Below are 13,391 nucleotides of genomic sequence, written 5' to 3' on the forward strand. Positions count from 1 at the left end.
TCAATGATTGAAAAGTTACAGAGATCCGATCATCGTAGAATTATCAAAAGAATAATTATTCGAGGTAATCTGATACTGAATACTCCCACTTGTTTAGGAAGTGGTGATACAGAAGCACCAACAGATTTAGCTTTGCTACGGGATAGCATCAGCGATCACGCTTTATTAACAGGTTCATCTATTGCAGGTGCTTTGCGGAACTATCTGCATGAGTACGAACAAGGTTATGGGAAAAATGAAATTCCCCAAGGTTTAGCAACTAAACTTTTTGGTCATCTGTTTCGTTATGAAGGTGAGGAGCCAAAGGAAGAGGAAAATCAAAGTCCTCTAATTATTGACGATGCAATTAGTAGTAAAATTCCAGTGATTGAATTGCGGGATGGAGTCAAAATTGACGGAGCAACAGGTACAGCAGAAGATGGTAAAAAATATGATTTAGAATTGCTGGAAGCCGGAACAGAATTTTTCCTCAGTTTTGAGTTACTCATTGAAAAAGATGAAGCTGACTTAAAAAGAGCACTTGCTCTTGCTTTGAGGGGATTAGAGAAAGGTGAAATTTGCCTGGGGATAAAAAAACGTCGAGGTTTTGGTCGCTGTCATGTAGAAAAGTGGCAAGTTTGGGAATTTGATTTACAGAAGCCTAAAGACCGAATCGAGTGGTTAAAATTTGATCACTGGACTAGGGAATTATCAAATAAAAGGAAATCATTTGAATCGATTGTAGTCGCGCTTGGAGGAGTATCACTGAAACAACAGGTTGATAAGCGTGATCGCCTCTCCATCCATGCTCAATTCAAACTAGCAAGTCCCTTATTGATTCGTTCAGGTCAAGACTTAGTTGAGAATAAGCGATCGCCTGATGTAGTACATTTACATTCTCAAAGAAATGGAAAATCTCACCCTATTGTTTCAGGCACAAGTCTAGCAGGTGTGCTGTGGCATCGAGCCGAACGAATTGTTAATACATTGGGTAAAGATTTACAAATAGTTTATGATATTTTTGGGATTGTTGAAGGAAACCAAGCAAAAGCCAGCCGTCTAATGATTCACGAAAGTGTTATTGAAAATACGGCTGAATTAGTGCAAAGCCGAATCGCAATCGACCGCTTTACAGGAGGTACTTATCACGGAGCATTGTTTAGCGAACAGCCTATTTTTGGACTTGAAAAAACTGAGGAAGAAAAGAAATCTAAAAATAAAAAGAGTCAACAAAAATCTAAACCGTCTAACAACAATAAACATCTTGAGCTTAAACTTGAATTACGTGACCCGAAAGAAGATGAAATTGGCTTGCTGCTGCTACTACTCAAAGACTTATGGACAGGTGATTTACCTGTAGGGGGTACGAGTAGCATTGGACGGGGAAGATTACAGGGAGTAGAAGCAACGATAATTTGGCAGCAGCCAGAAAAAACGGAGCATAAATGGATAATTTTTCAAGACAATGGAAAGCTAAAATTTGAGGGTGAAGATAAACAAAAACTAGAAAATAGTGTACGTGAGTTTGTGGAGAAAGCCCAATGAATCAGGAGTTGTGTCAGACCTCAATTGAAAACCTTAGCGAACAGTTGCTTCAAAATTGGCTTAAGCAACAAGCGAAAGATTATCAGTTGCCCTATCTGTTAGCTCATGCTGAAGATGGAGTTATTTGGGGACGTTTTGATACGGATAGTGGCAGTTTAATAACTGCTAGAGAGGTTTTTCCTGAGTGTAACTTTCCTGAATTACGTTTAAATACTTTGCAACAATGCCGAATTTTTGGAAAAGCGGGGGAAGTCTTACTATGGAATAGTAACGGAAAATGGCGATCGCGCCTGATCCTTGAAACTAAAGCATCAGAATTAATTACTAAAAAACAAATCGGTGTAATCCCAGAATCTCAAATTCTTTGGGGAACTAAAGGGCAAGAAAATAAAGAGCATAGTTTTACCCTGCTTTCAGATGGTTCTCAAGGATTAAAACACGCTGTACCTAGAACTGGAATCAATTTTGACAGAAATGAGAACGAGAAACAACCTAAACGTCCAGTGAAATTAGAAGTACATCACTATTTTTGCTACGACTCAGATGGAGTCGCTCGAATTTTTATCAGTCGTCTTGTATCTCTTAAATAAGGAGAAAATTCAATGAATCCCAGACACTTAAAAGAAGTAAAGAATGACCGTAAAGCAGTTGCTCCTTACAACTTTGTAGAGTTACCGAACAAAATTGTAGAGGCAGAACTCGAATGTAATGGAAAATTACGAGATAACGATTGCTATTACCCAGATCGTCATACTGGCAAAATCAAATGTATATTAAGAACAGAATCACCTCTTTATATTCGCTGTGGTCTGACTCCAACTGACTTCTCAAACTTTGGTGATACTTCTAATGAAAAATTAACACCAGAACAGCGTAAGAAAAAAGCTGAGTTTTTTCAGGCTCCCTCAAATTCCTATCCTGTCCTTCCAGGTAGCAGCCTGCGAGGGATGCTGCGGACTTTGGTAGAAATTATCAGCTTTGGGAAGATAGAGAAAGTTTCCGATCAGCAAAAATTCTTTTTCCGTGCAGTTGCTGCTGATAAGGAAGATCCTCTGAGTTTAATCTACAAAAATAAACTTAAAACTGTCAAAGCAGGTTATTTAGAATACAAAAGCAATAAATGGTTTATTCGACCTGCTGATGAAACTTATTTTGAGAATGGATTTATCAAAATGAAAGAAAATAATATTGAAAATATTAAACTAAATCTTCCTTCTCTAATTACGATGGAAAAAAGTAATTATGTACCTCAATATCTGGAAATTAGCTTTGAGGAAGACGAAGAAGATATAAACATTAGTGAAAACTTGACTGCTTATAGTTATCGGGGATGGCTTGTTACCAGTGGCAATATGCTAGACTCTGCTAAAACCACAGAAGCAGAACGAAAAAAATTGCTAAGTCGCAAAGAAGGTCGCAAACATCATTATATTATTAGTTTACCCGATCACTCTCAACCAACTATTGAGATCAGTGAGGATGCTATTAAAGATTACAAGAATGCTCTTACTGATTTCCAACAAGGTCAGGAAAAGCAATTCAACAACAATCCCAGAAATGCTTTTAGTAAAAAATATGGATGTCTCGAACCAGGAAGACCCATTTTTTACTTTCAAGATAACATAGAAAAACCTATCAAATTCTTTGGTCAAAGTCCTAATTTCCGTATACCTTATGCTTTTAATCAAGAAGGTAAAGTCGTGTCAGCAGTTGATTTTATTCCTAAACACATAGGTGAATCAGACAAAATAGATTTAGCTGATGCAATCTTTGGATTTGTCAGACGTGGAAAAGATAAAAAAGAGGCTCTCCCATTTAATGAAAAGAAAGAAAAGCGAGAGCAATCTCGTGCAGGGCGAATTTTTGTTAGCGATGCTCACTATGTAACTGATGAGGAAGGAATCTGGCTGAAAGATAACCCCAATGATACAATAACGCCTCAAATTCTTGCTAGTCCTAAACCAACTACTTTTCAGCACTATTTAGTACAAACTACTGAGGAAAAACCAAAGCTAAAACACTATGGTAATAAACCTAATAAAGATACCGTAATCCGAGGACATAAACTTTACTGGCATAAAGACGATGTAGGAACTGGGATTCAAACAGATGCAAGTCCAGAGGAGATTGAAAATAAGCAATCCCAATACACAGAAATCAAGCCCATAAAAAAAGGAGTCTCCTTTAAGTTTACAATTCACTTTGAAAATTTGAGTGATGTGGAATTGGGGGCATTGTTGTGGATAGTAACTCTGGCTAATCACGATATAAACGCGCTTCAACTACTAGGATTAGATGGTAAAGAAAAATACTGCTTATCTCTGGGTATGGGTAAACCTCTAGGGATGGGTGCAGTCACTATTGCAAAATCCGAACTGATCCTTAACGAACGCTCCCAAAATAAGCCTCAGCAGCGATACACTCAGCTATTTGATGATGATAATTGGTTGACAGGCGATCGCCCTACCACTGCTGATGAATACAAATCTTATATAGAAGCATTTGAGCAGTATGTTATCGTTGGCAACGACCGAGTTGACGAACTAGACTTACCAGAAGGTTGTACTGATAGGAAAGGTTTAAGGTTGAAAGATATACCGCGTATTCAGATGCTTTTAGCGATGCTGAGTTGTAATTTTCCGCCAGTTAATGAAACGCGATATATGGAAATTGAAAGAGATATCAGTAAAGGTTATGTTGGTAAACAGGTTAAGCAAGGTGAAGAAACTAAAGATGAGTATGAGGATCGCTTGATATTACCAACTCCATTACAAATAAAAAGATGGGAAGATCAACGAAAATTTGATCACTTTTATGGCTCATCTTTAGACAAAGAAAGTAAGAATAATTCAAGAGAAAGTAGCCCGTCACCTTTGGCTAGACCACCTAAACCAAAGCCTTGAAATGCGATCGCACCCCCTCCCATGAACCTTAACCACTACTTCCACACTCTCACCGAACATCAACCCCGTCAATTCCAACAGCAAACGATCGCCCACCTTCTCAACCGCCAGGACGTGCTTCTACGCGCCCCTACCGGGTCAGGAAAAACAGAAACGGCGATCGCCCCTTTCCTCTTTGCTAAACCCCTAAAACTCGATTTTCCCAATAAACTCATCTACGTTGTTCCCTTAAGAACCTTGGCTAATAGTTTACGCCAACGCACAGAAACCTTAATTAACAATTGGTCAAACCATTATCCCTTATCTCGACCCTTAACTGTTACCTTGCAAACCGGAGAAAACCCAGAAGACCCTCGTTTTGAAGGAGATATTATCTTCTGTACCATTGATCAGATGTTGAGTAGTTTTCTGAATATTCCCTACTCCGTTGGTCGTGGGTCTGCAAACGTGAATGCGGGAGCGATTTTTGCTTCTTATTTAGTCTTTGATGAACTGCACTTACTTGACCCAGATCGGTCTTTTACAACGGTTTTAAAACTTTTGCAGCAAGTTAAAGGAGTTTCACCTTTTTTGCTGATGACCGCGACTTTAACCGATGAAGTATCCCAACAGATTCAAAATTTAATTAACGATGGAAATCATTGAAGTTAGTATAGCAGATTTAGCTGAAATCGAAGGAAATCGTCACCGAACTTTTCAGGCTGTCTCCAATCCTTTAACGGCTGATGTTATCCTCAACGATATCGAAACTCATCATCGTCAACGAGTTATTATTATTTGTAATACCGTTTCCCAAGCTCAAGGACTGTTTCAAGATTTCACTCAGCTTAATCAAGATCATGCCTTAACAATCACTTTATTACATTCTCGATTTTTACCCGAACATCGCGCTCAAAAAGAAGCTGAAATTCAAGCTAAGTTCTCCAAAAATAGGTTAGATAATGGGCAATGTCATGTTTTGATTTCAACACAAGTGATTGAAGCCGGACTGAATATTACCTGTGAAGTGATGCACACCGAACTTTGTCCGATGAACTCTTTATTACAACGGGCTGGACGCTGTGCTAGATTCCCAGAAGAAGAAGGTGAAGTCTATGTTTATTGGCAGATTTTAATTAATCCAGAATATCAGGAATTATCCCAACAAGATTTTAACCCAGAAACCAAAATAGAAGAACTACAAACTCCAGAAAATAAAAGTTTTCTGCCTTATAATCAAGAATTATGTCAATTAACTTGGCAAGTTTTAGAAGCTCATTCTCAATCTAAAAAAGTACATCAAACCGTTAGTTTTGAGGTAGAACAAAGTTGGATTAATCAAGTACATGGGGCGAATGATTTGTTGCAAGCTGAGAAGAGAAAAAACAATCGGGCTGAATTTGAACAGAATTTTAATGGTGCTATTTTAAGAGGAGAACGAGATAAAGCTGATGATTTAATTCGGTTTGTGGATAGTCGCAGTTTATTTGTTTGGGATACACCGATTTTCATTGACTTTGATGACTCAGTGCAGATTGATCCGAAAAAATTATTACCCTTTTCTGTTCCCATTACCACCCTTTGTAAAGTTTGGCAAGACGTTCAAAATTTAGGTTATGAAATTGATTGGGTATTTAAACGAATTGAACACCCGAAAAGAAAAGCGTCTGAAACCTACACCCAACCGATTTGTACTTGCATTCGTTCTTATAATGACTTAAAAAATAGCTTCCAATTGTTAGTGAATCCTCGCTATGTTTATTATGATGAAGAAATTGGACTGTTAATCAATATTGAAGAAAAAGGAAATCAGTTTAATTCTCCCAATAAACCTCTAAAACAAACAATTAGTGAATATCAATATCGAATGGATACCTATGTGGGGCATTTGGGTTGTATGTGGCAATGTTGGCAACATCCCTTTCAGACAAAGGTATTCAAAAATGGAGAGTGGATTGAGATAAAATACAATAGTGTCCGAGATGAATTGCTACAAACTGGAGGACAATTCATTCAACATAAAATTTTCCCAAATGCGACCCTAACTCAAACTCAAGCCTTATTTGAATATTTAGTATTACTGGCTATTTTTACTCACGATTTAGGCAAATTACAACAACAATGGCAAACAGTAATGCGGGGATGGCAAACCATTGCTTCTCAAAATTTTAACGGTAAACCACCTAAATCTTATCTACTTGCTCACACCGATTATAATCCCGAAGATGAACAACAAAAACAAGCTCTAAAAGCTTATGAAAAACAGCATAAACGTCCAAATCATGCGGTTGAAAGTGCATTTTTAGCTCAATATATCTTACAGGATACGCTTATTCTTTTATTAAAAAATGAATTTAATGCTAACTCTGAGCAAATTCCTGGTTTAGCTTACAGCATTATTTTATCAGCCGGACGGCATCACTCGGCTTGGGCGAAAGGTTGGGAAATTAAGGATATTAAGAATAAAGAAATTATACTCCATCCAGAGGCTCAAAAAGCGATCGCAAGTAGTTGGAAACATCTCACCCGTAGGTTGCCTAATATCCTCCCTCTACCATCCCAAACTCCAAATTTAAGTTCAAGCCGCTATTCTATCCAAAAACTCGATTTAGCTTGGTTTTCTTCTTGGGAATATTTACAACTTTATTGGCTAGTCGTCAGAGCATTAAGGCTATGTGACCAACGTTCTGTACAGCTTTAAATCCTTTATCAATTTATTCGTTGACCAGCTTGGAAAATTTCAGAAGCGGTTAAATTGAACTCTGGAAAAGTGGGTGATTTAATAGGTTGATTTTCTCGAAATTGACTCACTTGATACTCGCCTTCAACAAGTTGATAAATAGAAAGAGTCGGTTGTTTAGGGTTTCCGATAAATCTTCTTCCTCCTAATCCTAAATAATCGATAATCCAATATTCAGAAATCCCTAAAGCTTCGTATTCTTCCAACTTCAAAGCATAATCATCACTCCAATTGGTTGAAACTACTTCAACAACCAACCGTACAGAACTTCCTTGAGTAATAATTGATTCTTTTTCCCATCGCGGACTATCTGCAATTGTACGCTCATCTAATACAATAACATCTGGCTCGTACCCAGACTCATCGCGGATAGATTTAATCACGCATTCTTTAGGAATGAAATAGGGAAGTTTCAGACGCTCAATTTCAATTCCTGCCTTCACTGTAATAAAACCAGCTACCCGCGAATGTTTTCCTGTGGGTTTAGGCATTTCGACAATTTCTCCGTTGTGTAGTTCATAGTGGCATCCCGACCCTTCTGGATACCAAGCAATAAACTCGTCAAATGTTACGGTTTTAGGTATAGCTTGAATCATCATCTTTGTTTAGGATTACTAGATTGGCTGTGATATTTCTAATATTAATTACTGAAGCGTCGCAATTGTGCAATCTGTACTTGATATCGGTATACAAAAAAGTAATACGCAATCCGAATGATGTTAAGGAAGTGGGGATAACAGCAGGTTAAACGACATACAGGAATTTAAACCATAGGAATAGTTTCAGTCCCTTACAGGGATTCTGCTCTGTCTATGTCAGCCTTAAGGTAGCCTGTCTGCTACCCCACTAAAACTATAGTAGCAGAACAACCGAAAAAATAAAAGTATATTCCTATGGATTAAATAGAAACGGTTGTGCTAAGGTGTGGATATAGCAAAAGTGCCCCTGAACTTCCACTTCAGAGACACTTTCTCGCATTGTTCGCTTTAGAAACGGTTGATCTTCCACATCAAGCCGTTACCTTTGCTTAAACATTTGTATTGATCATTATGAATTATAGACCAAAAAGTTCTCAATTACAGCTAAACCTCAATCATCTTGAGTTTCCAGTTGCTAACGGGTTAACGACTGAGAAAGTACGAGAGTTTTTGGAGATAGTAGCCAAAGAAAAATTATCCTCTCAGGAAATCCGCACTCGTGCAAAAAACGGGAAGTTAGAGGTTGGCTATCCGTATGGGATTTTGCAGATTGTTCCTTCTCAAGAAAAGAAATTCGGAAAATTCTGGCGATGGGACATCGTTCTATCTCCGGTTAGTATGTCTGATTGATTGGCTTAAACAACCGATAAAATTTCCAATTCTGGAATGACCGCTTTCTTCAGTGAAGAGAGAAGTTAAGGCGGGGAAATTCAAAGAAATAGTTTGGAAGACCCCGCTTCCAGGCAGGGATTAAGATAGCAGTAACAAAACAAAATTCACAGGAATGACTGAGGCGCTGTTTGTACCCAAACAATTTAACACCTATGCAGATACCTTTGTTTTATTGGGATTAGCTCAACTGGTAGAAGATGCTCTGCGTCGTACCCAACACCGGGAGGAAATGCAGTTAATTGATGAAGGAACTTACTACCAAATTCAATTAACGCGACCTTTGAATTTAGAAGCGATCGCCCAATTAGATTATACTAATCCTTTTTTACCTGTGAAAGGGCAAAAAACCGATAGTAGTCAAATTCCGGCGGAAACGGATATTTTTGATGTCGTTAAAGAAGTCGAAAAACGCAAACTTTATCAACAATATCGTTATCAAACCGGAGGTAAAACTCAATGGACGAAAGAAGCACCCAAACCCCCAGACCCCAGAACTCAAAATGGTGCGATTCTAGTTTCCATGCGCCATGATCGCAATCATAATAGTTTATGGCAAGAAAGTTGGAAATTGAAAGACTATTATGGTTCACTTATGGCAAGTTTATGCCAAGTTTTGAGTCAAAATCATTTGTCTAGTCAGTCTTCTTGGTCTGAACAAGTTGCTAAGATTTTCCAATCAAAAACAGGAGTTTCTTTACCCGAAAATGCCTCGGCGGTCAAAATTTACTTTCCCACTTCTGTACAAGGAGTTAATCGCACTAAAGCCGATAGCAATAAAGTTGATTCTCAAAAAATTGATTGGTTAACTTTATGGTTAATTGCGAATGGTTTATTTCAATTTGCGATTTCAGAACGAATCAAAATTGCTGAAAGTGCTTATGATTGGCGAGTCGTTGTTTTAGAACCCAAAGATATCTCGTTACAGAAATACCGTGAGGTTCTCAATCGTTTAAGGTTATTTAATCCCCCTGGTGGCGGTCATGGAATTGCTCGTTTTGATGCGGAACTGGTGTTAAAATTGTGTCAACAGTTGTTAGAAAACCATGCCGCGCAAGCTCAAGGAAAACCCGAAAATCCTTTTGACTTTTTGGGAAAACCCGTTAACGATTTTGTCGGAGAATTTCGGGGAACACACTTCGGCTCAAAAGGACAAGTTTATGGGGTCAAAGAATTATTTACATTAGGATTACCAGGATGGATTATTCCTGACAATTATCAGGATTTATTAGATTACCTAGACGTAATCAAAGAACATCTTTCTGTAATTGTTACCCTGTCGGCTGAAGAAGGACATAGCGAATTATTGGCAGCTTATCGGGATTTTATTACCGGAACCAGTTTTCGTCAGTTTTTCCGCTTTCAAGTGAGTTATGCTGATTATGTTGTTAAACAATTGGCAAATCCTCATACAAAATCTCCTCGTTTATTTTCAGTAAATGGATTAAATATTATGACTCAAAAGGATGTTATTTTTGCTAAGATTACTAAAGATCCTAGCTTTTTAAGGATTGCTAAAGCGATTAACCAATCAACGGTTTATGCAGGTGAAATTTATACCAAAGAAGGAGGAAAAAAACAGTTAGATTGGCAACGTCAGTATGGTTTAGCACAATTGCTGAGTAGTCAGTCGGGTTCTAAAAAAGATTTTATTTGTGCGATCGCAGATTTCTTAGGTAAATATGAACATGAAAACTTGCGGTTATCTGAAAAATACCTGAAAGAAGGAAAACGCTTAATGCGCGTCCAACCCTATAAGGAAGATTTAGATCGATTAATTGAACTAATTGACGAATTCGATACCGTTTTAATCGCTAATTTATTAATTGCTTATGGGTATGCTAAATGGACTAAAAGCCAAGATTCCTCTCAACAAGTAACCCCTGATAGCAACCCAGATTTTGAGACAAATTTAGAAACACACGAAGAAGAATAAGGAGAATTAAATCATGACTAACCAAACTTTCCCCGTTTATTCGATTTCTATTAGTGGATTGCTATCTTGGCAATTACACGCCCTTAATAATGAAGGAAATGAAGGAAATCAATCTTTAACTCGCCGTTACTATATAGTAGAAAAAGGCGACCCTGAACCCAAGTTTGTGAATGGGGTTTCGGGAGATATGATTAAACATATTCAAGGGGAACATTTACATCGGGTTGCGATTGAATCAGGATTATCTTTATCTCAAGGGGGTCAACAACTGAATCCCGACCGTATTGGCTATGATATTGAATTAGCTGAAAAACAGAAAACCTCTTTATTTGCAGAAGGAGAAACGGATTTATCCTCTAAAACCGCTAAAGTTTTGCAACTCTGTGCGATTAGCGATTTAGAAGGGTTTATGGTGACAGAAAAGAAAGGACAAACCCTTAAACGAGAATCTGTAATTGAATTTGGCGCTGTCGTGGGTTTACCCAGTTTTGTGAAAACTCAAAGTTATTTTCATGCTAAATATGGCGTTGATAACCCGACTCCTTACAACGTACAAATTAGCTCAGGGTTATATGCAACGGTTCTCAATATTGAAGCGTTTAGAATTGGTTATAATCCCCATAGTTTTCAATATGTAATTGATGGAATTGAACGCAAAAAACGTCTGGATGCTTTGCTTAAAAGTGTGCTCTATACTTATTTGCAACCCAATGGCGCGAAACGCAATACCAACTTACCCCACCCGGATCATTTTGAAGGCGTGATTACTTTTACAACCCGTCGCTGTCCTGCACCAATGATCAGTGCTTTAGAAGAAAGTTATATTCGTCAAATTGAAAGTATTTCTAATACCTTAAATCGACTGAATGGAGAAGAAACCGTGCAGTTATTGACTTTTGAAAATTTAGCACAATTTGCAGAACGGATTGAAGAATTAATTGCGATTTCACAACCTTGGGAGAGTGAAAATGCCGAAGCGACAGAATAAATCTAATCCCTCAAATCCCGATAACGTACAATTAGATATTTTCAGTATTAAACCTGAAACTAATCCGATTGTAGCACCTGAACCTCAAAAAATATCCCCTAAAAATCAATGGTTAACGGTTAGTTATCAGCCTGTTAGTTTATTTTCTCTAAAGCGTTCTGATGCAACGAGTATGGCTGCACGGTCAAATTTAGTTCCAACTCCCTACGCGATTAAAATGGCGCTGTTGAAAGTGTTATTAGAAGGGGAAGGTAAGACAAATTTAACGAATTTTGATCGTTGGATTAAAGGGGAATTTAGTTGGATTCGAGACTTACAAATTTTTATCCAACCGCCAGAACGTTTAGTAGTTAATCGCAATGGTTATAAACTCAGATACTATGACCAAACGGCGGATAAAGCCGATAAAACTAGACCCACTGTACCGATGCAAGATGGGTTTGTATTTCGGGAATGGTTATTTTTAGAAGGGAATTTACAGATTTGTTGTGGCCCCACTTCTCGCTGTTTAGAACTAAAGCAATTATTAGCTCAAATCAACTATTTTGGCAAGCGAGGCTGTTTTTTTCAATATTTACCGGAAGAAACCCAAGAAACAGTTACCCCTCAATTTCAACCCCGTCCTGAACAAAGTTTTGTGATACAACCCCTAGATGATTTAGGATCTAAAACAACCTTTAACAAAATCAATCCCTACTCGACGGATAAAGCACAATTAGACAAAGACCGGGTAATTAAACCGGGATTATTACCTTTACAACTCATTGCCAGTAGTGCAAAATATGACATCTACCACCGAAATTAACTCGCAAATTGCTGGATTAAGTGTTGTTTTACAACCCAGTAATAAAACGAATACAACGCCGTTAAACAGTTGGTTATTGGATTTGAAAACTGCTCCGAACTGGATACCTTTAGCTAAACACAATGGGATTAATAAAGTGTTAGCTGTTTTACCCAATTGTGAAAAATATCCTGAGCTTTTACAGCATATTTTTAAACACATTAGTTATGGGACAGTTTTGGAATGGGAGGGCAAATCTTTTGAATTAACCGGAGTTGAGATTGATAATCACGATTTGCACGCTTTAGAAATTGCTGTTTTTGCATCTGATATTTTACCTCATACGTTAGGACGAGCCATTCATGCTCAATGCTTTCAATGGTTAGCAAATGCTAGTCCTGATTTAGCAGAAGAATTACATTCGCAAGCAATATTCCCGATTACTTTATCCACAAAACCGAGTCCTTCCCGAAATCAAATTTATATCAGAATTGGGATATTAAAACGGCAATTACTCGCTCCTTTACTGTGGGGAATGAGTCGGAATATTGGGTGTGATATTACTTTAACGGGGATTCCTTGTCGGTTAGGAAAATGGATTGATATTAAGCATTCTGCTAGTTATGAAAGCTTAATGCAAGTCCCACCTCAAAAGATGATTACCCTTGAATTTTTATCCCCAACCAGTTTTAAGCAAGGACAAAAAATTCAACCGTTTCCGTTACCGGAATTAGTCTTTTCTAGTTTACTTCGACGTTGGAATCATTTAGCACCCGAAGCTTATCAATTACCTCAAATTGAATGGGATGGATTTATTTGTGCTTATGACTTAAAAACAGTGGCTTTAAAAATGAAATCTGACCCAGAAATTGGGGGCAAAGGATGGGTACGTTATCAATTTTCTGATCCTCAACAAGCTCAAATTGCCACAACTTTAGCTCATTTTGCAGGCTTTGCGGGAGTCGGACGCAAAACAACAATGGGGATGGGTCAGACAAGAATCAATCATCAGTAATTAAGAAACCGGGTTTCTTTCAGGGACTCAATTAAATCAGCAGAAGATTTGTAGAGAAACCCGGTTTCTAGCTCATCATCAGTTATCAGTAATTAAGAAACCGGGTTTCTTTCAGGGACAATTAAATCAGCAGAAGATTTGTAGAGAAACCCGGT

At 37.9% G+C, this 13,391-nt stretch carries 11 protein-coding genes; 10 read left to right on the top strand and 1 reads right to left on the bottom strand.

Features of this window, described 5'->3' with window-relative positions; translation table 11 throughout:
• Positions 1-3 precede the first annotated feature (3 nt).
• The 5 genes from H6G57_RS14965 to cas3 are packed head-to-tail and all read left to right on the top strand — an operon-like array spanning position 4 to position 7,107.
• Positions 4-1,524 (top strand): RAMP superfamily CRISPR-associated protein, encoded by a 1,521-nt coding sequence (locus H6G57_RS14965; RefSeq protein ID WP_190519827.1) that lies wholly within the window; start codon positions 4-6, stop codon positions 1,522-1,524.
• Positions 1,521-2,114: a CRISPR-associated protein Csx19 gene (gene csx19 / locus H6G57_RS14970; RefSeq protein WP_190519829.1), complete on the top strand. Its 594-nt coding sequence runs from the start codon at positions 1,521-1,523 to the stop codon at positions 2,112-2,114. Before H6G57_RS14965 ends, csx19 begins: the two co-directional genes overlap by 4 nt.
• 12 nt (positions 2,115-2,126) lie before the next feature.
• Entirely contained in the window at positions 2,127-4,427 is a 2,301-nt protein-coding gene (locus H6G57_RS14975; RefSeq protein WP_190519830.1) for a TIGR03986 family CRISPR-associated RAMP protein, read from the top strand.
• 21 nt (positions 4,428-4,448) lie between these two features.
• On the top strand, positions 4,449-5,072 hold the full coding sequence (locus tag H6G57_RS14980) for a DEAD/DEAH box helicase (protein ID WP_190519831.1): 624 nt from the start codon (positions 4,449-4,451) through the stop codon (positions 5,070-5,072).
• Positions 5,059-7,107, top strand: a complete 2,049-nt coding sequence (gene cas3, locus H6G57_RS14985) for a CRISPR-associated helicase Cas3' (protein WP_190519833.1) — start codon at positions 5,059-5,061, stop codon at positions 7,105-7,107. The genes H6G57_RS14980 and cas3 overlap by 14 nt, the downstream gene beginning before the upstream one ends.
• Before the next feature lie 8 nt (positions 7,108-7,115).
• On the opposite strand, the gene H6G57_RS14990 is transcribed toward cas3, so the two are convergent.
• Positions 7,116-7,742, bottom strand: coding sequence for a Uma2 family endonuclease (locus tag H6G57_RS14990; protein WP_190519995.1), 627 nt, complete (start codon positions 7,740-7,742; stop codon positions 7,116-7,118).
• Between the two features lie 453 nt (positions 7,743-8,195).
• Here H6G57_RS14990 and H6G57_RS14995 point away from each other — a divergent pair, with 453 nt between their 5' ends.
• The 5 genes from H6G57_RS14995 to cas6 all read left to right on the top strand — a co-directional run bounded on the left by H6G57_RS14995 (position 8,196) and on the right by cas6 (position 13,236).
• Positions 8,196-8,474 carry a hypothetical protein gene (locus H6G57_RS14995; RefSeq protein WP_190519835.1) on the top strand — a complete coding sequence of 93 codons (279 nt, stop codon included), beginning with the start codon at positions 8,196-8,198 and terminating at the stop codon, positions 8,472-8,474.
• Positions 8,475-8,628: 154 nt separating this feature from the next.
• On the top strand, positions 8,629-10,449 hold the full coding sequence (locus H6G57_RS15000; protein WP_190519837.1) for a hypothetical protein: 1,821 nt from the start codon (positions 8,629-8,631) through the stop codon (positions 10,447-10,449).
• A gap of 13 nt (positions 10,450-10,462) precedes the next feature.
• Positions 10,463-11,437 carry a DevR family CRISPR-associated autoregulator gene (locus H6G57_RS15005; protein ID WP_190519839.1) on the top strand — a complete coding sequence of 325 codons (975 nt, stop codon included), beginning with the start codon at positions 10,463-10,465 and terminating at the stop codon, positions 11,435-11,437.
• Positions 11,418-12,242: a hypothetical protein gene (locus H6G57_RS15010; protein WP_199314311.1), complete on the top strand. Its 825-nt coding sequence runs from the start codon at positions 11,418-11,420 to the stop codon at positions 12,240-12,242. The genes H6G57_RS15005 and H6G57_RS15010 overlap by 20 nt, the downstream gene beginning before the upstream one ends.
• The gene (gene cas6 / locus H6G57_RS29045; RefSeq protein WP_190519841.1) at positions 12,220-13,236 is read left to right on the top strand and encodes a CRISPR system precrRNA processing endoribonuclease RAMP protein Cas6; all 1,017 of its coding nucleotides are present in this window, start codon (positions 12,220-12,222) and stop codon (positions 13,234-13,236) included. The genes H6G57_RS15010 and cas6 overlap by 23 nt, the downstream gene beginning before the upstream one ends.
• The last annotated feature ends 155 nt before the right edge of the window (positions 13,237-13,391 follow it).

The sequence above is a fragment of the Planktothrix sp. FACHB-1365 genome, from assembly GCF_014697575.1.
Taxonomy (GTDB): Bacteria; Cyanobacteriota; Cyanobacteriia; order Cyanobacteriales; family Microcoleaceae; genus Planktothrix.